The 24,059-nt window shown below is 62.5% G+C and carries 19 protein-coding genes and 1 pseudogene; 11 read left to right on the top strand and 9 right to left on the bottom strand.

The window, feature by feature from the left end:
* The first annotated feature begins 251 nt into the window (after window positions 1-251).
* On the top strand, window positions 252-3,278 hold the full coding sequence (locus tag HF916_RS25080) for an ATP-binding protein (protein ID WP_168791462.1): 3,027 nt from the start codon (window positions 252-254) through the stop codon (window positions 3,276-3,278).
* 7 nt (window positions 3,279-3,285) lie between these two features.
* Here the strand turns inward: HF916_RS25080 and HF916_RS25075 are convergent, their stop codons facing one another.
* Window positions 3,286-4,206 carry a LysR family transcriptional regulator gene (locus tag HF916_RS25075; protein WP_168791461.1) on the bottom strand — a complete coding sequence of 307 codons (921 nt, stop codon included), beginning with the start codon at window positions 4,204-4,206 and terminating at the stop codon, window positions 3,286-3,288.
* Between the two features lie 393 nt (window positions 4,207-4,599).
* On the opposite strand from HF916_RS25075, the gene HF916_RS25070 reads away from it, so the two are divergent.
* The 5 genes from HF916_RS25070 to HF916_RS25050 all read left to right on the top strand — a co-directional run bounded on the left by HF916_RS25070 (window position 4,600) and on the right by HF916_RS25050 (window position 10,764).
* A complete protein-coding gene (locus HF916_RS25070; protein ID WP_168791460.1) occupies window positions 4,600-7,749 on the top strand; it encodes a hypothetical protein in 3,150 nt (1,049 codons plus the stop codon).
* The gene (locus HF916_RS25065) at window positions 7,727-8,671 is read left to right on the top strand and encodes a hypothetical protein (protein ID WP_168791459.1); all 945 of its coding nucleotides are present in this window, start codon (window positions 7,727-7,729) and stop codon (window positions 8,669-8,671) included. Before HF916_RS25070 ends, HF916_RS25065 begins: the two co-directional genes overlap by 23 nt.
* The gene (locus HF916_RS25060; RefSeq protein ID WP_168791458.1) at window positions 8,616-9,065 is read left to right on the top strand and encodes a hypothetical protein; all 450 of its coding nucleotides are present in this window, start codon (window positions 8,616-8,618) and stop codon (window positions 9,063-9,065) included. The genes HF916_RS25065 and HF916_RS25060 overlap by 56 nt, the downstream gene beginning before the upstream one ends.
* 111 nt (window positions 9,066-9,176) lie before the next feature.
* Window positions 9,177-9,890 (top strand): alanyl-tRNA editing protein, encoded by a 714-nt coding sequence (locus HF916_RS25055; protein ID WP_168791457.1) that lies wholly within the window; start codon window positions 9,177-9,179, stop codon window positions 9,888-9,890.
* 19 nt (window positions 9,891-9,909) lie between these two features.
* The gene (locus tag HF916_RS25050; RefSeq protein ID WP_168791456.1) at window positions 9,910-10,764 is read left to right on the top strand and encodes an AraC family transcriptional regulator; all 855 of its coding nucleotides are present in this window, start codon (window positions 9,910-9,912) and stop codon (window positions 10,762-10,764) included.
* A 24-nt stretch (window positions 10,765-10,788) separates the two neighbouring features.
* On the opposite strand, the gene HF916_RS25045 is transcribed toward HF916_RS25050, so the two are convergent.
* From HF916_RS25045 to HF916_RS25020, 6 genes are all read right to left on the bottom strand, one after another.
* The gene (locus HF916_RS25045; protein ID WP_168791455.1) at window positions 10,789-11,187 is read right to left on the bottom strand and encodes a hypothetical protein; all 399 of its coding nucleotides are present in this window, start codon (window positions 11,185-11,187) and stop codon (window positions 10,789-10,791) included.
* A 128-nt stretch (window positions 11,188-11,315) separates the two neighbouring features.
* Complete coding sequence (locus tag HF916_RS25040) at window positions 11,316-12,266, bottom strand: LysR family transcriptional regulator (protein WP_168791454.1); 951 nt, start codon at window positions 12,264-12,266, stop codon at window positions 11,316-11,318.
* Window positions 12,267-12,295: 29 nt separating this feature from the next.
* Window positions 12,296-13,006 (bottom strand): EthD family reductase, encoded by a 711-nt coding sequence (locus tag HF916_RS25035; protein WP_168791453.1) that lies wholly within the window; start codon window positions 13,004-13,006, stop codon window positions 12,296-12,298.
* 2 nt (window positions 13,007-13,008) lie between these two features.
* Window positions 13,009-13,545, bottom strand: coding sequence for a 4-hydroxyphenylacetate 3-monooxygenase, reductase component (gene hpaC / locus HF916_RS25030; protein ID WP_168791452.1), 537 nt, complete (start codon window positions 13,543-13,545; stop codon window positions 13,009-13,011).
* Between the two features lie 41 nt (window positions 13,546-13,586).
* Window positions 13,587-14,804, bottom strand: coding sequence for an acyl-CoA dehydrogenase family protein (locus HF916_RS25025; RefSeq protein ID WP_168791451.1), 1,218 nt, complete (start codon window positions 14,802-14,804; stop codon window positions 13,587-13,589).
* Window positions 14,805-14,849: 45 nt separating this feature from the next.
* The gene (locus HF916_RS25020) at window positions 14,850-16,208 is read right to left on the bottom strand and encodes an MFS transporter (protein WP_168791450.1); all 1,359 of its coding nucleotides are present in this window, start codon (window positions 16,206-16,208) and stop codon (window positions 14,850-14,852) included.
* 250 nt (window positions 16,209-16,458) lie between these two features.
* Here HF916_RS25020 and HF916_RS25015 point away from each other — a divergent pair.
* A pseudogene (locus HF916_RS25015) lies at window positions 16,459-16,712 on the top strand (haloacid dehalogenase); the annotation flags it as partial.
* 98 nt (window positions 16,713-16,810) lie between these two features.
* On the opposite strand, the gene HF916_RS25010 reads toward HF916_RS25015, so the two are convergent.
* On the bottom strand, window positions 16,811-18,283 hold the full coding sequence (locus HF916_RS25010) for an NAD-dependent succinate-semialdehyde dehydrogenase (protein ID WP_168791449.1): 1,473 nt from the start codon (window positions 18,281-18,283) through the stop codon (window positions 16,811-16,813).
* Between the two features lie 180 nt (window positions 18,284-18,463).
* The gene (locus tag HF916_RS25005; protein ID WP_168791448.1) at window positions 18,464-19,480 is read right to left on the bottom strand and encodes a LacI family DNA-binding transcriptional regulator; all 1,017 of its coding nucleotides are present in this window, start codon (window positions 19,478-19,480) and stop codon (window positions 18,464-18,466) included.
* A gap of 204 nt (window positions 19,481-19,684) precedes the next feature.
* Between HF916_RS25005 and HF916_RS25000 the strand changes: the two genes are divergently transcribed.
* The 4 genes from HF916_RS25000 to HF916_RS24985 all read left to right on the top strand — a co-directional run bounded on the left by HF916_RS25000 (window position 19,685) and on the right by HF916_RS24985 (window position 24,053).
* Window positions 19,685-20,824, top strand: a complete 1,140-nt coding sequence (locus tag HF916_RS25000) for an ABC transporter ATP-binding protein (RefSeq protein ID WP_168791447.1) — start codon at window positions 19,685-19,687, stop codon at window positions 20,822-20,824.
* Window positions 20,825-20,945: 121 nt separating this feature from the next.
* Window positions 20,946-22,199, top strand: a complete 1,254-nt coding sequence (locus HF916_RS24995) for an ABC transporter substrate-binding protein (protein ID WP_168791446.1) — start codon at window positions 20,946-20,948, stop codon at window positions 22,197-22,199.
* A gap of 77 nt (window positions 22,200-22,276) precedes the next feature.
* A complete protein-coding gene (locus HF916_RS24990; RefSeq protein ID WP_168791445.1) occupies window positions 22,277-23,182 on the top strand; it encodes a carbohydrate ABC transporter permease in 906 nt (301 codons plus the stop codon).
* A gap of 19 nt (window positions 23,183-23,201) precedes the next feature.
* A complete protein-coding gene (locus HF916_RS24985) occupies window positions 23,202-24,053 on the top strand; it encodes a carbohydrate ABC transporter permease (protein WP_134463219.1) in 852 nt (283 codons plus the stop codon).
* Window positions 24,054-24,059: the final 6 nt, after the last annotated feature.

The raw sequence follows: 24,059 nt of genomic DNA, 5'->3' as shown, positions 1-24,059 counted from the left end.
ATCTGAAACCACGGGCGAAACGCGTCGTCGCGCGGACATGCCGTCGCGACGCAACCCGTTGCCAATAGGTCGACCTGGCCGCGCACAAGACGCTTCGTCAGCAGCCGCTTGCTCAGTACAAAAAATTTGAACGATAGGTTCAGTTTTTTCCGCGCATGCGTATTCGCGATTGATCTAGACTGCGGGGACTCAACGCTGAGCAGTCGGTACTCAGTGGTTCCTCATCCCGCAGCGTCTTGGATACTCAGGCAATGATTCGGATTGGCCCGCTTCAGGTGGACCTCGCCAGCCGAGAACTGTTTCTCGACGGACAGCCTGTGCGCATCGGCAGCCGTGCATTCGACATCCTGGCCGTGCTGATCGGCGCGAACGGCGCGCTGGTGTCGAAGAGCGCCATGCTCGAGCGGGTCTGGCCGGACACCATCGTGGAAGAGAACAATCTTCAGGTGCATATGTCCGCCTTGCGCAAGGTGCTGGGCGAGAGTCGCAACCTCATACAGACAGTGTCGGGAAGAGGCTACCGGCTGGTATCCAGAGAGGCCTGCGCGGAACAGACGGGCAATGCCGTTCACGATAACGCGCCCGACGCCGCCGAAGACATCGCACCCGTTCGCAGCGTTCCCAACAATCTGCCCGCCAATAGCTCGTCGCTGATCGGGCGCGATCAGGCAATCAGCGACATTGCGCAGGCGCTCGCTTCGACGCGTCATGTGACGCTCGTCGGTTCGGGCGGAATTGGCAAGACCCGTTTGGCCATCGAGATCGCACGCAGCTTACTGGCGCACTTCCCGGAAGGTGTCTATCTCGTGCCGCTTGCATGCACCGTGGACGCGAACAGCGTGCTCGCCATGTTCGCCCATAGCGTCGGCGTGAGCGCCGCGAGCGGCCCGCTTACGTTGGCGCGCATCAGCAAGGAACTCGGCGAACGGCGCGTGCTGTTCGTGCTCGACAACTGCGAGCATGTGCTCGGCCCCGCCGCTGAGCTAGCCGAAGCGCTCTTGAACGTGAGTCCGGCCATCCGGATTCTCGCGACGAGCCGCGAGCCTCTGCGTGTCGTGGACGAACACCTGTACTGGGTAGCGTCACTCGACGTGCCCGCTCGCGACGATGAGAGTCAGCATGTTCTGCAACGCAGTGCCGTCCAGTTGTTCCTGTCACGCGCCCGCGCGATCGACGCGCGTTTTTCGTCCGACGACAGAAGCATCCATCTGACCGGCACGGTGTGCCGCCGCCTCGACGGCATTCCGTTGGCTATCGAACTGGCGGCGGCGCGCGCCGCGATACTCGGCATCGAGACGCTCGCCGATCACCTCGACGACCGCTTTAACATGCTGACGGGCGGCAATCGCACTGCGTTGCCGCGCCACCAGACCTTGAAGGCGACGCTCGACTGGAGCCACGCGCTGCTCGACGACGCGGAGCGCACGACGTTGCGCCGGCTCGGTGTTTTCGTCAACAGTTTCACGATCGACTCGGCGATCGCCCTGGTGAGCGACGACGGATTGCATGAATCGGACGTGATCGCGGCGCTATCGGGGCTCGTCGAAAAATCGCTGGTGGTGATGCAGGCGGAGCGCGGCAAGGCGAGTTATCGGCTGCTGGAAACCACGCGTGCTTACGCGATGCAAAAGCTCGACGACAACGGCGAGCGGCGCCTCGTCACGCTCACTCACGCGCGCTATTTTGCCAACCTGCTCGAACGCGATCCGTCGAGCGACGCCTATGAGGTACATGAAGCAGACGCCGTGGGCGCCGAGCGGCACCGCTGGCATCACCGCATGTGCGAGCAACTCGACGACTTGCGAGCCGCGCTGGCCTGGGCGTTATCGCCCAAAGGCGACGCTGCGTTGGGTGAAACGCTGGCGGTGAAGTTCGTGTCGCTGCTGTATGAGCTCTCGCTGGTCGACGAATGCTGCGTCTGGGCACGGCGCGCGCTCGACGCCGTTGACACGATGTATCAGGGCTCGCGCTCGCCGCGCCATTTGCTCGTGCGCATGCAGCTGCTGGCCGCGCTCGGTGCGGCGCTCGTCTACGTCAATGGACCGAACCGGGAAGCGCTCGGCATCTGGGCCGAGGTGCTCGCGCTCGCGATCGCGCTCGGTGATCAGACGTTCGAAGCGCGTGCGTTGTGGGGCATGTGGAACGCGAGCCAGTTGTCCGGCGAGGCGCGCAATGCGCTGGCATTCGCGCAGCGCTTCGCGTTGCTCGCCGCGGAGACGGGCGATACCGCCAACGGGATTCTCGCTCATCGCCTGCTCGGCATTGCTTCGCATTACGCGGGCGATCAACACCAGGCGCGCGCCTCGCTCGATCAGCTTTTGCAGCACACCGGCCGCCTGCAACATCGGCTGCCGCTCGGGCAATCCATCGATCAGGGCGTGGTCGGCCGCGCGACGTTTGCCCGCGTGCTCGGCTTGCAGGGCGCGCGCGATCAGGCGCTCAGGGTCGCCGAGGCATGCGTTGCCGAAGCGTGCCGGCAGGAGCAGGCTATCGTCACGTGCTACGTGCTGGTCGAGGCGGAAATTCCGCTGGCGCTGCTGGCGGGCCATCGTAAGCGGGCGGCTCAGGCCATCGCGCTGTTGCGGGATGTGTCGGCGCGCGTCGGGCTGCGTGTGGCGCATGCATGCTGCCGCTGTTTCGACGAATACCTGCACTCACTGGACGACACCAGTGCGCAGCGTGTGCATAGCTTCCGCGCTGCGTTGGACGATCTCGACGCGCTCGAATACGCCGCGCCGCGCGCCATGCTCGCCGCGCAATACGGTCTTGCGCTCGGCCGCGCCGGGCAGCGTGAGGAGGGCATGACGGCCGTGATCGATGCGCTCGCGCGGGGCAACGAAACCGGCGACCAGTGGTATGCCGTCGAACTCCGACGCGCGCACGCCGAACTGCTGCTGATGGAGCACGCCGGCCAGTCACCGATCGGCGATGCGGCGACGCACGCGCAGGCGAGTCTGACCGCGGCAGTGGAGGAATCGTCAGCGCAGGGTTGCCGCACATTGCAATTGCGGGCCGCGACCAGCCTTGGGCGGCTGTGGCATGCGCAAGGCCGGAGCGCGGAGGCGGTTCAACTGCTGAAGTCCGCCTGCGCGAGACTCACGGAGGGCCGCGATTGGGACGACTTCAAGGCGGCTAAAGCATTGCTGCGTGTCGCGACTGAAGCGTGCGCGCCGGCCGGTATTTCCGCCGGCATCGATACACGGATGGACACGAATGCGGATGCCACTGCGGCGTCGTTTGACGACCCGCCGCCGGACCAGATCAGCGAAGCCTGCTAGCTGAACCTCAACCGTGCAGCGTCCGCTGTTGCACCACTTCATCGATCAGGTCAGGCCGGTCCAACTGCTCGACCCACCATTGCAGCGCCTTGCCGCATTCATTGTCGCGCCACGCCAGATAGAAATGCGTGACGTCGCGCATGCCGATCACTTCCTTTTGCACCAGTTCGCCCTGGCTCAACGCGTCGACGGCGAGGCATTCCGGAATCGTGCCCGCTGCCAGGCCCCTGATCTGCGCGGCGAGTTTGGCTTCGAGCGTCGGTACCGTGAGCACTTCCTGATTGACGGCGAGCGCGATCGTGCGCGGCGCGAGTTTGCGTGATGTATCGCCGATCGCGACCGCGCGGTGGCGCGCGACGATATCCATCGTAAGCGGTCCGGGTATCGACGCCAGCGGATGATCCGGCGCCACCACGAACACATGCTTCAGCGAGCCGATCGGTTTCGCGATCAGATTGGGAATGGGCGGCGGATCGCCGGCCGCGCCGACGATCAGGTCCGCGCGACGAGTGAGCAGTGCGTCCCACGAGCCGCCCAGCACTTCTTTCGACAGATGCAGCTTCGTTTCCAGCTTCAGCTTGTAGAACTCGCTGACGTGATGCCAGAGCAGGTCGAACGGAATGATCTCGTCGACGGCGATGTGCAGATCGGATTCCCAGCCGTGCTGGATTCGCTTCGCCTTGAATTCGAGCGATTCGGCCGCTTCCAGCAGACGACGGCCTTCCTCGACGACCACACGCCCCGCGTGCGTCAGCGTGGCGCGCCGGCCCGTGCGGTCGAACAGCTTGACGCCGAGATCGAGTTCGAGTTTCTGAACCAGATAACTCAGCGAGGACGGCACTTTGTGAAGCGTTTCGGCGGCGCTCGCAAACGTGCCGGTTCGATCGATTGCATCGAGTACCTGCAGGACTTCAAAAGATAGATTCATGGAGGAGAGCCGGGCTGTCGGGTGCGTTCAGCGAGATGTTCAGGATACTGGATTTCCTGCGCTCCGCAATGCTCCGGCGGCCTTGCAGCGCGCTTTCGGCGCGGATTTGTTGCTTTGAAAAAAGTCTTTTCTCGCTCGTTCTTCGTGCACGGTGATGCTTTTGGCTCCGTTGGACGCAGGAACGCCGCGCGAGACGCGTCGCCAGGCGCAGCGAAAGCCCACTGTACGACGGCACACGATTCGAAGGCTACCCTCCCTTCATTCATATCGACGGCGAAACCGATAGGTTCCAGTCGTTGCATGCACGAGCTGATCGTCAAAAAAATAAAATTCCAATCATGACGCCAGGTAAGCGTCCTGTTCGCGACATGGGGAGTCACTGCATCAGTACTCGTGAATCTGGAGGGCATGATGTGCTCCAAGATGCAATCGTTCCTGTCGGCCGGCGTGTCTCACCTGTCGGTTTCTCGCCGGAATGTTCTTAAAAGAGTGCGTCCTTCCGGGACCTTCTTCGCGCTCCTTCTCACTTCCCTCCTGCTGTCCATGGCGTCCGCGTCCGTCGCATGGGCGGACGCACAAAAGGCGGAATCGGACTGGGCCCGCTTCCGGGCGGTTTATCCGCTCAATATGCAGACGATTGCATTGTCCGCTGCCGACGCTCAGGGACATCGAACGATGGTTATCTCGGAGCCGCCGCCCGACGTGACGGTCGACGACATCGAGGACGTATCGCCGCTCATGAGCGGGCTCATGGTCAAAACGTCCCGGATTGGGTACAACGGGCAATTGACCGACGTCGTGGTCGACCTTCCTCCTGTGCCCCAGTCTGACGTCGATTCACTCGTTGCCGCGCTGTCGTCCCGGTTATACGGGACGTCGTACAAAGCCTACGCGCTGCCTATTGCAGAAACGCCGCCCAACTCGCGTCTGAGCGGCATCGACGTCAGCCTGAGTTCGAATCAGATCTGGAACTGGCTGATCGGCGACAACCGCGAACGCGAAGCGGAGTCGTGGACGCTGAAGGGCGTCGCGGGTATCTTGCTGACCGTTCTGGTCGGCGCCGCACTCGGCTACCGACTCGTGCGCCGGCGCCGCTTTGTTCTCACCGCTGTATGGATGGTCGTTTGCGGGTTGATTGTTGTGGGCCTGATCCCGGACGCAGGGACTGCGCCGTCCGCCGGTGTCGTTCGTCTTCAGTCGCTGGAAGGCGGTGCGCCCGTTACGTTGCAACAGGTGTTGGATCGCGGTGCGGTCGGCGTGTACGTTTCGGCCGAGCGCGGCTTCATTGTTTGGTGCATTGCGAAGGATCAGGACCTGGCGAAGTCGAAGGCACAGGCACGAGAGTTCGCGCTCGACAGCGATATGGTGGTTGGCGGCACTGGGTTCGGTAATTACGTGGCGATCATCGGCAGGGAACGGGTCAACCGGGTCGACGCGCTGCCACCTTTGCGTGTCGAGACGATCATGCTGGTCGCGTCGGCCGACAGGAATGAACTCGCGCAGAGTTACGAAAGAAAGTTCGCCTGGGCCGGCCGCGTCGATCAGAAACGCAAGCTTGATTGGGCGCCTATCTATCTCAGTGACCAGTTGATCGACACCGAGTATGGAAGCCTATTGAATGTCACGGATCAGATGCTCAAGTCGTGGTCAATGGGCGGCGCGGTCCAATACGTCAACTTCAGATACGCCGACCCGACTTCGTTTTCGTCCGCCACGCCCTTGCTGCAAGAGGCTGTTCATAAGAGCAGCGTGACATTCAACTGGAATACGAAAGGGGCAGGCTACGCCACCCAACGCGGCGATTTCGACGTGTACGCCTTGCATCGAACAGGCGCACTGCCGATCGACTATCTTGCCCGCGACGATTCCAACATGCGCAACGCTGAAGATGTCGCGTACGACTGGTTCAGCACGCTGGGAGACGCGAACCTTGCGAGGGTCGTCCAATATGCAGCGCTTTATCAGCTATTCGTCCATTACGATATTCACGCGAAAGCGGGATCCGAGCCGCAAAAGCCGGGCGCCAATCAATTGCACGAGCAGACCGAGGGCCTGATCCGCTGGTTTCTTGCCATCGATTTTGCCGCCTACACCAACGACTCGATGAGTCAGAACGACAAAAACGAATTCGCCAGAATAGACGCGGCACAGAGCGCGTTGCGCACCTACCTTCAGACAGCAACCGATGCGCAAAAGGAAGCGCTGGTGGACATCATGGCTGATCCGACCACCTTTCGTGCAGCGGTGGGAAAAGACGACGAGCAGACGCATCAAATGATCGAGTTGTCGGTAAAGGCCTCTGAGGCCATTGCTATCACGCTCGACAGCAGCGCGAGAGCGGATGCCGCCCGGATCTATATTCACGCTTGGGATGAACGCCCGTCGAATCAATGGATCCGTACGCCTTCCATTGTGTTGTCGTCGGCCCAGAGGTTGGGCGGGGATATCACAGGCGGGCACAACCTGTCCGCGGCTATTCTCGAGTATCAAGCCGATTCCACTGTTGCACGCGGCACGGTGAAGTTCACCGAGGAGAACGGCCGCGTCATCGCCCTGTACAACGAAGCAGACCGCGATGGTCTGCCGGCGGTCGAACGTATTGTTGGGCGAGACGCGGGGAGCAGGGATCCCAGCCTGATCGAGCGGGATGTGGAAAGCGCGTTCAAACAGGCTGCGCAGGACACCCGCAGTCTGAACGAGACGCTGCATCTGACCGGCGACGCGGCGCAGGGCGGCGGCCGGGGAATGGGAGGCGGCCATCTTCCCCCCGGTGGGTCGGGTGCGGGTTGGCGGTTCGGGCCCGAACCCGCCGGCAACTCGGACGGAGCGTTTATCTCGGCATTCGCGACGACGCAAAAGGACAGTGGAGCGGCCATTCCGCTCATCATTTCGCGCGACGGGGATCTGAATTTTGCCGTACACGGTTCGGATGGACTGTTTATCAAAGCGAGCAATTCCCCCGCTGCTGTCGATGCATTGCGCACGCTTGCCGCGGAACATCAGGATGGCATCCTGCATCTGCATTTTCGCGGCATGGACGAGCGCTCAGCACGTTCACTTCTGCATTCGACCAAGTTACAGGATCCTGAGGCGACGGATTTCCGTTTGATCGCGACGCGTGACGGCACGATGGAACCCCAGGGGATCGAGGCGGTGCTGCACACTCGTGGCGACTGGGCCAAGGCTGCTGAATCGGTGCAAGTCTCCGAGCCCATCGCGGTAGGCGATCAGGTCGCGGTGGACATCGAGGTGACGATGCCCGTGGTCGGTAGCAGCGCGTCACTGCTGGTCAGGATACGGCTCTATTTCTCCAGTCTGGCCGACGCTGCAAAGGTGCAGATCGAAGCGATCCGCACTATGCTCCAGGGCATCCAGAGTCTTGACGTCTATGCGGCGTCGATAAAGTTGAGGCACGACCTGCATGCAGCCTATGGTCCGCTCGACGATGGTTCGATTCATGTCATCGACAAGGACAGTAAGGATTTCTACATGGTCGATCGTTCACCTTTGGGCCTATCCGATGAAAACGAGCGTGTCGCCTAGCGATTGCGCGATCGCAGTCGGCGTGGCGCTGACGCGCGATCATTTCGTTCAGCGCTTTCTTGCCGCGGAAGAGGGAAGTTTTATCTACGAAAACATGATTGTGGGCTCGACGCGCACCCGCGATCCGGATGCGGCATGGCGGCGCTGGAGCGACACGGCGGCGCGCATCGAAACTGGGCTTCGATGCGTCGAGCGCATGGGTGTGAGGGTGCGGCGCGAGGCGCGGTTGACGGACATCGTGGCACTGATGGACAGCTATGAAGTCGTCACTATTTTTTCTCATTGGCGCAGTGCAATTTTTCGCTCGACCGACCTGTGCGATGCGCAGGCGCTTAGTCAGTCGTTGGGTGACCCACGGCACGCACTTCATTGTGCCGTGGAAGAATGGTCGGGCTCGCCTGCGCGCGGAATCGAACCGTTAGCGGAATTGAACCGCGCGCTTTTCAAGGGAGGAATCGATGCGCCCGTAAGGGATTCGAGTCTTGTGCGGCCCGGACGTCTGAGCGAGTTGCAGACTCTGTGGCACGAGCGGCGCTTGCATCTCGAATCATGCGCGCCTCGACTGTTCAGAGGCGGCGCATCGATTGAGTTTGCCGATGGTCTGAAAACGGTCGAGTCGATTGTTGCTCTTATTCCGACTGGTTTCGACAAGCTACTGGACCTCACTGTTTGCACGTGCGTGCTGATGGCTATGCGCGTCAAGCAGAAGGCGCCGGGGTGCTATGTAGCATGCAACGAACTTCTGACTTATCCGCTCCCGCGAATGTTGATCTATCAGCACGTCATGAAGTTGCTTTCGAAGCGACCTGGATCTTTCGAGGAGGCTGTCTTCAAGGTCCGTACGCTCATCCAATCAGAGGTGAATCATGAAAGAAATCGGCAGATTGCTGGATCGCTTTCTCGGCGGCGCGCATTTCGGTGAGAACCCCGTTGCCGTGCCGGGCGCGCCAGTCAATCCTGCGGCCGAAGACGAGTTGAGACAGGAGCGCCGCGTTGCCCAGGAGCGTCTTGTCGCAGACCTGGCACTCGTTCAGTCACGCAGCGACAAGTACTTCCATTTGTGCATTGCCATGACCGCCATTCTGTTTCTTGGCGGTTGCCTGCTCGTCTTTATCAATCGCGACAACGTATCGGCGATCACGGCGCTGTTCGCTGCGACGGGCGTTTCGCTGACCGCCCTTGCATCGCTCGTGTTCAAGTTCTGGAAGGGAAAGGTGTTCTCTGGAACGATCCTGGTTCTGGTACGAAATTTACCTCCGGAGGACCTTAGAGAGGTCATCGGTGTTTTCGCGGGTCGCCTGGGAGATATCGGTTGATCGTAATCTTGATGGTCTCAGACGACGGCGCAGGGCATTTTTAACCAAGACGGCCTCCCACGGGACTGGGTATGCTAGGCGTATTCAGTCAATTCCCGCGAGGACATCAAGGTGCCGCATTATCTTTGCCATGAGCAGCCGGATCTGCTGGACTTTGAAACGGCCGTGATCGCCGCGCGGCCCGGCGCGGTCGTGCTGGGCCGTTCCGCCTTGCATCCGGGCGGCGGCGGCCAGGTGTCGGATGCCGCCACGCTGACGCACGCGCACGGCGCGGTGCGCATTACCGGCGTCGCGGCGGAAGGCGACGTACTCTGGCATCTGCTCGACGAACCGCTCGAACTGGCCGGCAACGTGCACGTGGCCATCGACGCGGCGCGCCGCGCCACGGTCGCCCAACTCCATACCGTGACGCATATTCTCAACGCGCTGGTATATCAGCGCTTTGCCGGCGCGCTCGTGACCGGCGCGCAGATCAACGCCGACGGCACCGCGCGCATGGACTTCGATCTGCCCGAAGCGGACAACGACGCGCTGCGCCTGCTGGAGGAACCCGTCAACGAGGTGATCCGAGGCGCGATGGAGGTGCGCACCTACTACGTCGGCGCCGACGAAGCGAAGGCGACGCAAGGTCTGATCCGCAGCCTCTCGGTGGCACCGCCGCCGACGGCGGACGGCACGGTGCGCATCGTCGAGATCGGCGATCTGGACCGGCAGGCGTGCGGCGGCACTCACCTGACCAATACCGCGCAGTCGCGGCCCATTCGCATCGCGAAAATAGAGAACAAGGGCCGTCGTAATCGCCGGGTCAGAATCGAACTGGTTTGAAGAACAGGGGGCGCGAGCTATGGAGACATCGGATAAAAGCGAGCCGGAAGTGGTCTGCTGGCGCGACGGCGCGCTCGACGGCGCATGTCTCGCGAGCGCCCGTTACGGCAATCACAAGTTCGACCGGCATCTGCACGACGAACTGGTCATTGTCATGACCGAAACCGGCGCGGGCCAATGCCATACGCGCGCGGGCAGCGAGGTTGCCGGCCCCGGCAGCGTGCTGGTCTTCGGGCCGGGCGAATACCATAGCGGCGAGGTCTGGGAAGGCCGCGAATGGATTTATCGCGCGATCTACCTGGACATGGAAGGGCTCGGCGCACTCAGCGCCGTCTTCTCTCCCGACGCGCGCGCCGACAAACCGCTGCTGATTCCGCCGGGGCTGTATCAGGATCCGCACCTCGCGGGCCTGCTGGTCAAGGCGCATGCGAGCCTGGACGAACAGCGCGCCGTGTCGCTGATGGAGCGTCAGGCAAACTGGTGGGCTGCGATGGGGATGCTGGTCGGGCGCTATGGGCGTTCGGGTGAGGAAGCGGGAGAACCCCGGCGCGAAGCGCGCAAGATGGAGCAGGTGCGCGAGTACGTCGCCGCCAATTACGAGCGCGATATCTCGGTCGATGAACTGGCGGAACTGGTGGGGCTGAGCCGCTACTATCTCACGCGCGCTTTCTGCAAGGAATTCGGGCTGCCGCCGCACGCGTACGCGACCCAGGTGAGGTTGCTGGCGGCGAAGCGGATGCTTGCCTCAGGGCAGACTGCGGCGACGGCTGCGGCGGCTGTGGGCTTCTACGACCAAAGCCATCTCAACCGGTTGTTCAAGCGGGCTTATGGGATCACGCCCGGGGCGTATGCGGCGTTGAAGCCGGGGCATTAGGCGGCGCGCGTTTGAGTGCCGCGATCACTCCGGCAAACCCACATCCTCGATCAACTCCGCCCGCACCGCACGAATCCTGCGGTCCACAAAATACCCGCCACCTTCCACGTAACGCAGATAAAGCCGCCCGCACAACGAGCATTGCCACACGGCGCAGCGGTTATACGGAAAGTAGCGCGGCGCGATAGGCGCATCCGCTGCCCAGTAGTTCGTTTTTCCCGGCAGATACTCGCTGAACGTCGGCTCCGGATCGTCCTCCGGCAACAGCGTGCCGATTTCCTCGAACTGCGTTTCATCGAGCGACAGAGGTTGCGATTGCCAGCCGTCCAGCGGCGTTTTCGTGCACGTGCAGGGCACGGTGGCGCGCGTTTGCGCAGCGCGCGCGAGGTCGAGGAGTGTTGCAGCGTTCAGAGAGCGCGCCATGAAGTCCACAGTCAGTTGTTCATCATCCGTTCCCGGTGCGGAACGGCCCACGAGCGGTCGATGCCGCCGTCATCGTTGTCGACAAGGATAGTACCGAACTTCAGCATCCGAAGCTTAGCCGCCTGGCTTCACGGTTCAGCCGACGCTCGCGTCTTCGCACCAATCGACGATTGATGGAACATGCCGTAAATCTCATCCAGCAACCACGCAATGCCCGGATCCGCCGAAAATTGCGAGTGCGAGTGGACCTGGATTTCGATGGGCGGCAGCGCGAACGGCAGAGGCAAAATGCGAAAGGCTTTGTTGCGATTGAAGCGCTGCGCGATACTCCGCGGAAAAATCACGGCAAGGTCGGTATGTTGAACGATCTCCGGCGCCACCACGAAATGCGGCAGGCGCAGCACGATATCCCGGCGCAAATTCAACTCTTCGAGCCATTGTTCGACCATCCGGTGACCGGTCGCATTGGTGCTGGCGTAGACGTAACGCAGGCTCGCGAGGTCCTCCTTGGTCGGCTTCTGTTTGCGCAGCGGGTGGCCGGCCCGCACCACGCAAACATGTTCGTCGACGAAGAGCGTCTTGCTCACGCAACCCGGATCGAGACCGGGCACATAGCCGAGCGCCAGATCGATCTTGCCGCTGCGCATGGCCGAACTCACCGAATCGACGGAGACATTCGCAATCTCCAGGCGAATGCCGCGCGCGCTGCGGTCGAGCATCGAAAGAAGCGGCGGCAGGAAATAGAACTCCGACATATCCGACATGGACACGCGAAACACGCGTTGCGCCGTGGCCGGATCGAACTTGGCGATTTGCTGGACCGCGTTGTTGATGATGCCGAACGCTTGCGTGAGCGGCGCGTGCAAACGCAGGGCGGCGTCGGTGGGCACCATGCCGGTGGGCGTGCGAACGAACAGCGGGTCGTCGAACAGGACGCGCAGCCGGCGCAAGGCGTGGCTGACCGCCGGTTGCGTAAGTCCGAGACGCTCCCCCGCGGCGGTCAGGCTGCGCAGATCGGAGATGGCCAGGAACACGCGCAGCAGGTTCAAATCCGTAATGCCGGGGTGCGACTTGGTCATGACGTTCGGATCGCGGCGAGGGAGAGCGTTTATTTGGGTTTCAGATTACCGTAAATGCTACGCATAGGGAAATGCAGCGTCGCGCCACTGTAGGGCGGAAAGTCGTTGAAGTCTTGCTTCATGCTGGCGCGTATCGGCGACGCCAGGGCAGCCGCTAGCGACGCGGAATCGTCGAAGACCACTTTGTTGCGTTGCATGGCCGCGGCGCGCGCGATACCAAGGCCCGAGCGGTAATCGAGCCGCGTGTAGATTTCGAGCTCGCGAAGGCCGGGTAATTGCGCCATCAGCGGTGGATGATGCGCGAGGTAATGCGAGAGCCACGCGTTGAAGTCCTGCGCTTCGCCTTCGTAGCTGACGAGGTAAGTGCAGCGTTCGGCGCGAGTGCCGAAATTGCCCGGATCCGGGGTGGCGAATCGCCTGACCGCCATGGCTTGCTGCGTGAAGATGAGACCCATGCTCGACGATTCGCCCACTATGTCGTGCATCGCGCCCTTCGATTGCAGCGCTTGTTCAAGTAGTTCGAGGTCGTCGAAATACCATTGGAGCACGCAACGGGGTCGCGCGGAAACGTCGGTCTTCGACAGAGGGTCGCAGTCGTCCGATTCCGCGGGCACGTGGATCACGAAACGGCGTAGTCCCTCTACGTCTCGCGGTGTTAGCCCGAAGGGCGAGAGATCGGGAGCACGCGTTTCACGCGTATGCGCATCAGCGTGGCCAATCAGAAATAAGCAGACTTCCACGCTCACCTCGCGCCCTGCGCGGCAACCGACGGCGCCGCCGCTTGCGGCCGTGTCAGCCGATGAAACTGGCGGCCGAAATAGATGAGCCCGTCGCCATCCGAGCGCAACGCGATGTGGCGAATCTGCGCGAACATGACCGAGTGCGAGCCGACCGTCTTGATGTCGACGATCTCGCCTTCAAGACTGACGATCGCATCCGCGAGCACCGGCGCCGCCGGCGCGCCGCCGGTCCACGCGTGGCGTCCGAAGCGCTCGTCCATCGAGCACGTTGTCATGCCGGCGAAATCACGCGCGAGTTCCTGGCACTCGGCGGCAAGCACGTTGATGCACACGCTGCGATTGCGATGCAGGACGTCATGCACATAGCTGGCCTGATTGATACAGACGAGCATGGTCGGCGGTGCGTCCGTCACCGAGCACACCGCGCTTGCAGTGATGCCGCAGCGGCCGCCGGGGCCGTCCGTGGTGATGATGTTGACGGCGGCCGGCAGGCACGCCATTGCATCGCGGAAACGCTTTCTGGTGTCTTCGATGGTCATGATCCTTTCCTTTTGCATGACATGAGTCAGGGCACGCCGCGTTACGGAAAAGGCGTGACCGGCGGCACGCCGGCGAACAACGCACCGGACGCGTCATACGTGCCTTCGCCGAGAAACGCATGCTGTGTCACGACGATCGAATCGCGCACGAGCCGCTGTAATCGGTTCTCGCGATAGATCGCGGCGATGCCCGCCATCTGATAAGCCTGCATCACCACTTCCGCGCCGATCTGCGCGGCGTGCGTCGCGCTGAGGCGCAATAGATTGGCCTGCTCCTGCGAGACGGCATCGCCGTCGATGATCGTCCGCCACGCCGCCTCGGCGGATTCGTAGAAGAACGCGCGGGCGCTGCGCCAGTTGGCCTCCGCTTTCGCAAGGCCCGAGCGGTAATAGCCGCGATCGGCGAGGCGCGGCGCGCCGGTGGTGGTTTTAGCCGAGCCGGACATGTCCGTCAGCAGATCGAGCGCCGCGCGCGCGAGGCCGATGTTGACGGCGGCGTGCACCTGCGCCTGATAGGCGACGGCGGGGTAGCGGTAGAGCGGCTCGTCGATCAGCGCCGCGCCGCCGCGCACGAAGGTCCATTGCGTATCGACGAATTTCTCGCGCAGTCGCAAATCGTGGCTGCCGGTTCCCTGCATGCCGACCACGTTCCAGTTCTCGACGATCTCGACCTCATGCGCGGGGAACACGGCGGTGAACGGCTTGCCCGCGCCCGCATCGCCGGAATTGGCGGGCGTGCCGCCGATGCCGACGCCGATCCAGTCCGCGCCCTTGCAGCCGCTTGCGAAGCGCCACTGCCCGCTGACCACGAAGCCGCCGGGCGCTTGTGTGGCGGGTTGCAGCGGATAGAGGCCGCCAGAGAAAACCTGGTCGGGGCCGGTGGCGTAAATCTGCTGCTGCGTTTCAATCGGCAAAGCGGCGAGGTAGGTATTCGCCGAGCCGAACGCGGCGACCCAGGCGGCAGAGCCGTCGGCGATCGCGATGCGTTCGAGCATCCGCAGGAATTGCGCCGGCGGCAGCGCGTCGCCGCCGAAGCGCTGCGGCGTGCTTGCGCGAAAGATGCCGGCGCGCTTCATCTTCGCGATCATGTCGCGCGGGACATGCGAGAGCTGATCGAACTCGTCGCGGCGGCGCTCGATCTCGCTGATCAGCGCGTCGAGCGTGAGCGGGCCTGCGTAGTCGGGATACGAATCGGCGTGATCGATTGCGCGCGGTTCGTAGGCGTAAGTCGAAAGAGTGCTCATTTGAAGGCTTTGCATGATGACGGCTTCGAAAGAAAGTGAATGGGTGCGGAAGAAGCGGGCTTAGACGCTTTCGTGCTCGGCGCGCTCTTTGGCCTTCGCCTGAAGCCGGAGTGCTTTGGGAAAGGTCTCCGGTGCGAAACAGGTCGCAAGCACCGTGATCAGACCGAGCACGACGAGATAAATGGCCACCGGTGCGGCGCTGCGGTAATGCGCGAGCAGCGCGGTCGCTACCATCGGCGAGAGTCCGCCGCCGAGCACCGACGAAATCTCGCGGCCAATGCCGAGTCCCGAGAAGCGCAGATGAACGGGCAGCAATTCGCTGATGAAAGCGGGCTGCGCGCCTTCCAGAATGCCGAGCGTGATGCTGTTGGCGAGTACGAGTGCCGTGACGACTTTCCACAGCACGCCGGAGCCGAGCAACGTGAAATACGGGTACGCGACCAACACCATCGCCACAGCGCCGGCGAGATAAACCGGCTTGCGGCCGACACGGTCCGTGAGACGGCCCATCAACAGAGACACGGGAATCATCAGCAACATCGACACAGTCAGGCCGCCTAACACCCAGCTCGATTTGAGGCCGATGAACTGGCCGTACGCAATCGAGAACGCGAAGAAGATGTACGACGCCGCGCCTTCACCGAAGCGCAGGCCGAACACCGTCAGCACCTGACGCGGACATTGGCGCAGCACTTCGACGATCGGCATGCGGGCGTCGCGGCGAGTCGCCTTGACTGCGGCGAACTCCGTGCTTTCGTCGACGGAGCGGCGCATCCACAGACCGAGCGCGACCAGCACGGCGCTGCAGAGGAACGGCACGCGCCAGCCCCAACTGTGGAAATCGGCGGGCGAGAGCGTTTGCACGAGCAGAAACGCGGCGGTGGATAGCACGAAGCCGAACGCCGCGCCGCACGGACTCCAGGCCGCGAGCGCGCCGCGCCGGGAAGCGGGCGCGCTTTCGTGAATCAGCAGGATGCTGCCGCTCCATTCGCCGCCGGCGGCGAGGCCTTGCAGAATGCGCAACAGCACCAGCAAGACGGGCGCCGCGAGGCCGACTTGCTGATAGGTCGGCAGCAGACCCATGCAGACAGTGGCCGTGCCCATGACGAGCAGCGTCAGCATCATGACCGTCTTGCGGCCGTAACGGTCGCCGATATGGCCGCACAACACGCCGCCGATGGGCCGCGCGATAAAGCCCACCGTAAAGCCGCCGAATGCGGCGATCGTACCCGTCAGCGGATCGCTGCCGACCGGAAAGAACAGCTTGCCGAACACGAGCGCGGCGGCGGTGCCATAAAGAAAAAAGTCATACCATTCGAGAACCTGCCCGAGCACGGCGGTCGTCACTGCGCGACGAACCTTGCTGGTGGGCCGGATTACGGGCAGAGGTGTTAGAGCGGCTGTCGCGTCAGAATTCATGGCGGGTCATGGCAGGTGGAAGGTCACGATGTGGAGGGTCGCGCGTTCTCGCCATGTTGTTCGGCAGGAGCGGCGAGACGAGCCCGGCAGGCATGGTCGAACAATAGGACCGGGAAAAAACGCGGTCAAATTCAGGCCAAAAATGGCCGTCATGAATCGTGTGCATGACGGTTACGTTATTTCGCGCGATGCTCTTGCGACGCAGCAAGGCGTTTGCGCTCGCTTGAGCGGGAAGGGATTTTTTTTCGGGCTTACGCGCGACCAGGTGCTCGAAGCGCACGCGCGGCATGAATCGTCACAGCAGAAATACACGCCGGGGCGGCGTTATCAGGAGCTTCTGCCGAACATCGATAACGAAAGCTTTGCCTATAGCAATGCGAAATTGCAGATCGAGTTGACGCGATCTTCACAGCCGAAGATCGATTTTCGCTTCGACAGCATGGCCGATCTGGCGAAAGCGCATTGGCAGTCTGTGCTGAACGAGCAGCATTGGAACGCAAACTGCCGCCTCGGCGCAGCGCTTCTCACTTGAAAAAGCGCTGCGCCGAGACGGCAGAGCATTCCGGCATTAAGGCATCAAAGCACTGGCAGCGAGCGGCTCGTCAATCAAGCCCGCCCTGGCACATGTACTTGATCGACATGTAATCGTCGAGTCCATATTTCGACCCTTCGCGACCATAGCCCGATTCCTTCACGCCGCCAAACGGCGCCGCTTCACTCGACACCGCGCCTTCGTTGATGCCGATCACGCCCGCTTCGAGTTGCGCGGCCACGCGATTGATACGCCGCACGTCCTGCGTATAGAAGTAGGCGGCGAGGCCGAACGGTGTGTCGTTGGAGAGACGGATCGCTTCGGCTTCGTCGTCGAAACGGAACAGCGGCGCGACTGGGCCGAAGGTCTCTTCGCAGCAGACGAGCATGCCGTCCTTCGTGTCCGTCAGCACGGTCGGCGCGTAATAGTTCGGTCCGAGTTCCGTCAGGCGCTTGCCGCCCACCAGGATTTTCGCACCGTGTTTGACGGCGTCTTCCACGTGACGGGCAATCTTGTCGATCGCGCGCTCGTTGATCATCGGGCCGATTTGCGCTTCCGGGTCGGTTGCAGGCGCAACTTTCAGCGCGCCGACGCGTTTCGCGAGCAGATCGGCGAAGCGCTCATAGACACCGGCCTGCACATAGACGCGGTTCGGACACACGCAGGTCTGGCCGCCATTGCGGAATTTCGCTGCCATCAGGCCGGTGACGGCCGCATCCAGATCGGCGTCGTCGAACACGATGAAGGGCGCGTTGCCGCCCAATTCCAGCGAGAGCTTCTTCAGCGTTCCCGCGGATTCACGCGCGAGATGCTTGCCCACCGGCGTCGAGCCGGTGAAGGTGATCTTGCGTACACGCGCGTCAGCGAGCCAATCGGCAACCGCGGCAATGCCCTGTTCACGCGACGCCGACAGCATGTTCAGCACGCCGTCCGGCAAACCGGCTTCCTGCGCGAGCGCGGCGAGGGCGAGCGCGGTGAGCGGCGTGTCTTCGGCGGGTTTGGCGACCACGGTGCAACCGGCCGCGAGCGCGGGCGCGATCTTGCGGGCGATCATCGCGAGCGGGAAATTCCACGGTGTGATCGCGGCGACCACGCCGACCGGTTCCTTCACCGCGCTCATGCGCTTGCCGCGCTGCTGCTGCGGAATCAGATCGCCGTAGATGCGGGTTGCTTCGTCGGCGAACCAGGCCACGTACGACGCGCCGTAAGCGACTTCGCCGCGGCTCTCCGCGAGCGGCTTGCCCTGTTCCATCGACATCAGCTTCGCGAGGTCGTCGGTATTGGCGACGATCAGCGCATGCCAGCGGCGCAGAATCTCGGCGCGCTCGCGCGGCAGCTTGTCGCGCCAGGCGGGGAACGCGCGGGCCGCGGCGTCGGTGGCGGCGCGCGCGTCCGCAGCGCCGCTGTCGGCGACTTCGACGATCGTCTCGCCGGTGGCCGGGTTGGTCACGGCAAAGCGGGCGCCGTCGGCAGCGCCGGTCCATGCTCCGTTGATCAGGTTCTGCGGGCGAATCAGTTCATTGCGTGTCAATGCGAGAGACATTCGGTTGCTCCTTCAGGTTGCCCTTGACGTGGCGAGGCTCGCGGCCGCGCACGCGCGTCGATTGATGGTTCGATGCTACGCCTGCGCCGCAATCGATGAAATTGCCAATCGAGGCGTTAGCGGTTTGCACGCCGTTTTTTTGCGGCGATGACAGCATTTTCTGCTGAATACCCTGCAAATTCATTTCAGTCGGCGCGGCCCAGTCGACGCGCGCACCACCAAAGTGGGCGGCGGCGCGAGCACCATCGACGGCTGCCGGTGCGGCGTCTGGATGAGCCGGATCAGACTCTCGATCGACAACTCCGCAATCGCCGCGGTCTGAATGGCGACCGTCGTCAGGGCAGGGTGCACCTGATGGGCGAGTTGAATATCGGTAATGCCGATCACCGAAACGTCGTTCGGCACCGCGCGGCCCAGCGTGATCAGGGCCTGCGCCGCGCCGATCGCCAGCAGGTCGTTGGTCGCGAAGATCGCGGTGAGGTGCGGCCGGTTCGCCATCAGTTGCATGCAGGCGGCGTAGCCGGCGTCGATCGAGTCGCGGATCTGCAGCACCGCTGCCGCATCGGTCTCGATCCCGGCGGCACGCATGGCGGCGCGAAAGCCGTTGGAGCGCGCATCCTGCAAGCCACCGCAACCGTCGCCGATCAAAAGGCCGATTTCGCGGTGGCCGAGTTCGAGCAGATGCCGCGCGGCCAGCTCGCCCGCGTGAGCAAAATCCACGGCGATGCAAGGCAGCGCGGGCGGCGCTTCCGGGTGCTCCCACATGGCCAGCAGAATCGGTGCACTGTGCGTGGCCGACGCGCACAGGTCGTTGATCGCGATGTCCGTGTTCATGACGAGCACACCGTCGGCCAGCGTGCCCGCAATCTGGTTCAGGTACGCACGGCCGATCTCGGCGTCATCGTCAGTATTGCAAACCATCAGGAAGTAGCCGGCTTTGCGCGCGGCGCGCTCGGCGGCCAGCACGAACTCGGGATAGAACGGGTTCGAAATGTTCGACAGCATCAAGGCGAGCGTCGACGAGCGGCCCTCAGCCAGCGCGCGAGCGTTCAGGTTGGGCCGGTAGCCGAGATCGGCGATCGCCTTGAGCACGCGCTCAGCCGTTTCCGGGCGCACCTTCTCGCGATTGCGCAGCACGTTGGAGACGGTGGCGGCGGTGACGTGAGCGCGTTTCGCGACTTCGGACAGAGTGACCATATTCTCGTTATCCCATATTCAGGGAATGTGATTCAAATGTTGCAAGCAACCGGCGACGTTGATAACTTGCTGGAAAACACAGCGGAGACACTCATTATGACTTTTCCAATCGAACTCGAATTTAAGCGATTAAATGCCTGCCGCGCAAGGGTTGGCCACTTATTTTTCCAAGAAATTTAAGCGGTTAAATCCAAAGGAGGCAGCATGGCAACCATTCGTTTGACGAACGTGCAAAAGTCGTACGGTGACCATCCGCCGGTGATCCAGCGCGTGAATCTGGAGATTGCGCAGCACGAGTTCTGTGTCTTCCTGGGGCCGTCGGGTTGCGGCAAGTCGACCCTGCTGAGAATGATCGCCGGTCTCGAAGACTTGAGCGAAGGCGAACTGCACATCGGCGGACGCCTCATGAACGACGTGCCCGCGGCGGCGCGCGGCGTGGCGATGGTATTCCAGAGCTACGCGCTGTTCCCGCACATGACCGTGTTCGACAACATGGCATTCGGCTTGAAGCTCGCGAAACAGCCCAAGGACGTGATCGACAGCAAGGTGCGCGAAGCCGCGCGCATTCTGCAACTGGATGATTATTTGCAGCGCTATCCGAAGGCGCTCTCGGGCGGGCAGCGGCAGCGCGTCGCGATCGGCCGGGCGATTGTGCGCGAGCCCGGTGTGTTCCTGTTCGACGAGCCGCTCTCGAATCTCGACGCCGCGCTGCGTGGCCAGACGCGGGTCGAAATTGCCCGCCTGCATCAGCGCTTTGCCAATGCGAGCGTGGTCTACGTGACCCACGACCAGGTCGAAGCGATGACGCTCGCCGACCGCATCGTGCTACTGCATGCCGGCGCGGACGCGGAGCGCTTTGGCAGCATCGCGCAGAGCGGCGCGCCACTCGAGTTGTATCACCATCCGAAGTCGCGCTTCGTGGCGGGCTTCATCGGTTCGCCGCGCATGAATTTCATCGACGCAGTGGTCGATTCGATCGAGCCGGGCAGCGTAACGGTCACGCTGTTAAAAAGCGACGAGCGTTTGATCGCAAACGTCGACGGACAACGTTTGCAGCGCGGCGAGCGGGTCACGCTCGGCGTACGGCCCGAACATCTGCGTCTCGACGGCGACGGTCAATTCGTGCAGTGCACGACGGTGCTGTCGGAGCGACTCGGCGAGCACAGCTACATTCACGCGGATCACGCGTCGGGCACGCTCATCGCCAAGGCGGCGGGCGACACGCCGATCGGTTCCGGCGAGCGCGTCGCCATTCATGTTCCGCCTTCCGCGTGTCATCTGTTCGACGCGGATGGGATGGCATTGCAGCGCAGCGCGTTCGAGCCCGAACGGGCCGCCGCCTGAGTTTGCGTTCATGCGCACGGGAAACACCCACTGATTCATCAAAGCCGAATTCCGCCACAGAGCGGGTTACACCGCTGGCAGCCGTTCGCTGCCGGCCAACAAGGTATCAAGGAGACACAAGATGATTGCTCTTCGCCTTCGCCGTCTTGCACACGTGTCGATCGCAGCCGCGCTGGTTGCCGGCTCGCTCTGCTGTGCCGCCGTCGACGCCGCCACGCTCAACGTCAACGTATCGGCGCGCGGTAATCAGCGCTCGACGTGGCAGGACGCGTTCGACAAGTTCAAGAAAGCCAATCCCGATGTCGACCTCAAGGTGACCTATATCACCGAGGAAGCGTACAAGGTACAGATGAGCGGCTGGCTCGCCACCGATCCGCCGGACGTCGTCTCATGGCACGACGGCGAGCGCATGGCGTACTACGCGCAACGCGGCCTGCTGGAAGACCTGTCGCCGGATTGGAGCAAGAACGGCTGGTCGCAGCAGTACGCGTCGGTGAAGGAAGCGTCGACGTATAAGGGCAAGCAGTATGCGGCGCCGCTCGGCTACGACGCTTACGGTTTCTTCTATCGCAAGGACCTGTTCGAGAAAGCCGGCATCAAGAGCGAGCCGAAGACGTGGGACGAATTCCTCGACGCCTGCAAGAAGCTGAAGGCGAGCGGCGTGGCGCCGATCGCCGTGGCCGCGCGCGATAGCTGGACGCTCGCCGCCTGGTTCGACTACCTCGATCTGCGCATCAACGGCAACGCCTTCCATCAGCAGTTGATGGCCGGCGAAATTCCGTACACCGATGCGCGCGTGAAAAAGGTCTACGCCGCGTGGAAAACGCTGATCGACGATCACTACTTCATCGACAACGCGCTCTCCTACGACCTCGATTCGATCGCGCCGTTTCTCGTGAACGGCAAGGCGTCGATGATGCTGATGGGCACCTTCTTCTCGGCAAGCATTCCGGCGAATCTCAAACCGCAAACGGGTTTCTTCCGCTTCCCGGTAATCGACGCCAATGTGCCGATGGCCGAAGACGGTCCGGTCAACGTGCTGCTGATTCCCGCGAAAGCGAAGAACAAGGCCGATGCGCGCAAGCTGCTCGCTTTCATGGAACAGCCGCAAATCAACGCCGATCTCGCGAAGGGCTGGGGTCAACTGCCGTCGAACAGCCAGTCGGCGGAACCTGAAGACGCGATTTCCAAGGTCGGCTTCCAGACGCTCGCCAACACGAAGGGCGGTATCGCGCAGTTCTACGATCGCGACATGCAGAAGGAAATGGCCGACGAAGGCATGAAAGCGATGCAGCAGTTCTACAGCGATCCCTCGCAACTCGACGCCGTGCTCGTGCGCCTCGAAGCGACCCGCAAGCGCATCTACCAGAAGTAAGTCCCGGAGCGCCGGCGGTGTAGCAACGGCCGGCGCTCGTCTTCGATTCGCCTTCGCTTTTCGACGAGGCCCGATCCATGTCTCATTCCGCAGCGCGCCGCTTGCCCGCGGCTTCGCACCGTCACGTCTCGACGACGCGCCGTCATCAGCACCGCGCCGCGTTTTTCTTTCTGCTGCCGGGCTGTGCGTTGTTTTGCCTGTGCGTGGTGTATCCGATCGTCAGCAGCATTTCGCTCAGTTTTTATCACTGGGACGGCATGACGCCGAAGACGTTTGCCGGTTTCGATAACTACATCGAGCTGTTTCATGCCGACACGTTCTATACGGCGCTGAAGAACAATCTCATCTGGCTCGCGCTGTTCCTGCTCGCGCCGCCGCTCGGCCTGCTGTTCGCGTTGTATCTGAACCAGCATATCCGTGGCATGCGCGTCGTGAAGTCGCTGTTCTTCGCGCCGTTCGTGCTCTCGGGCGTGGTGGTCGGTCTCGTGTTCAGCTGGTTCTACGACCCGGGCTTCGGCTTGCTGCGTCTGATCGTCGGTCACGGCATTCCCGTGCTCGGCGATCCGCATACGGTGACGTTCGGCATCGTCTTCGCGGCGCTGTGGCCGCAAACGCCGTTCTGCATGGTGCTGTATCTCACTGGCCTGACCGGCATCAATCCGGAAGTGGTCGAGGCGGCGCGCATGGAAGGCGCCAAGGGCGTGAAGCTGCTGTGGTACGTGATCCTGCCGCAATTGCGGCCCGCCACCTTCATGGCCGTGGTGCTGACGGTGATCGGCGCGCTGCGCAGCTTCGACCTGATCGCGGTGATGAGCGGCGGCGGTCCATTCGATAGCTCCACCGTGCTCGCCTATTACATGTACGACCAGGCTATCAAGTACTACCGCGAAGGCTATTCCGCAGCGATTGCCGTCGTGCTGTTCGCCATCATGCTCGTCTATATCGTGTTTCATTTGCGCCGCATGCTGCGCGAAGAACGCTGATCTCCAGGAGTTACGCGTCATGTATCCGCTTCCCGTCGAACGCTGGAAACCGCTTAATCGCAGGCTCTACAAAGCGTCGCTGCCCATCGCGCTGCTCATATGGCTGCTGCCGATGCTGGCCGTGCTCGTCACGTCGATCCGTTCTTCCGACGAGCTTTCGCAAGGCGATTACTGGGGTTGGCCGAAACACTTCGCGCTGATCGAAAACTACGGCGCCGCGCTGACGCAAACGCCGATGCTGCATTACTTCGCCAATAGCGTGCTGATCACGGTGCCTTCGGTGATCGGCGCGATCGTGCTGGCGTCGATGGCGGGCTTCGCTCTAGCGACGTATCGGTTTCCGGGCAATACGGCGGTGTTGTTCGCGTTCGTCGCGGGCAATTTCGTGCCGATCCAGATCCTGATGATCCCGGTGCGCGACATGGCATTGAAGGTCGGACTCTTCAACAGCGTGTGGGCGTTGGTGATTTTCCACGTGTCGTTTCAGACCGGTTTTTGCACGCTCTTTCTGCGCAATTTCATCAAGCAACTGCCCTTCGAAATGATCGAGGCCGCGCGCGTGGAAGGCGCGAGCGAATGGACCATCTACCTGCGCATCGTGCTGCCGTTGATCCGGCCCGCGCTCGCCGCGCTCGGCATTCTGGTGTTCACGTTCGTGTGGAACGACTACTTCTGGGCGCTGTGTCTCACGCAAGGCGACGACGCCGCACCGATCACGGTGGGCGTCGCGGCGCTCAAGGGCCAATGGACGACCGCGTGGAATCTGGTCGCGGCGGGTTCGGTGCTGGCCGCGTTGCCTTCCGTGCTGATGTTCTTCGCGATGCAGAAGCATTTCGTCGCCGGTCTGACCTTCGGTGCAAGCAAGGGCTGAGCGCCT

Source organism: Paraburkholderia aromaticivorans, from assembly GCF_012689525.1.
GTDB lineage: Bacteria > Pseudomonadota > Gammaproteobacteria > Burkholderiales > Burkholderiaceae > Paraburkholderia > Paraburkholderia aromaticivorans_A.
This window is presented reverse-complemented; position numbering and strand designations above follow the sequence as displayed.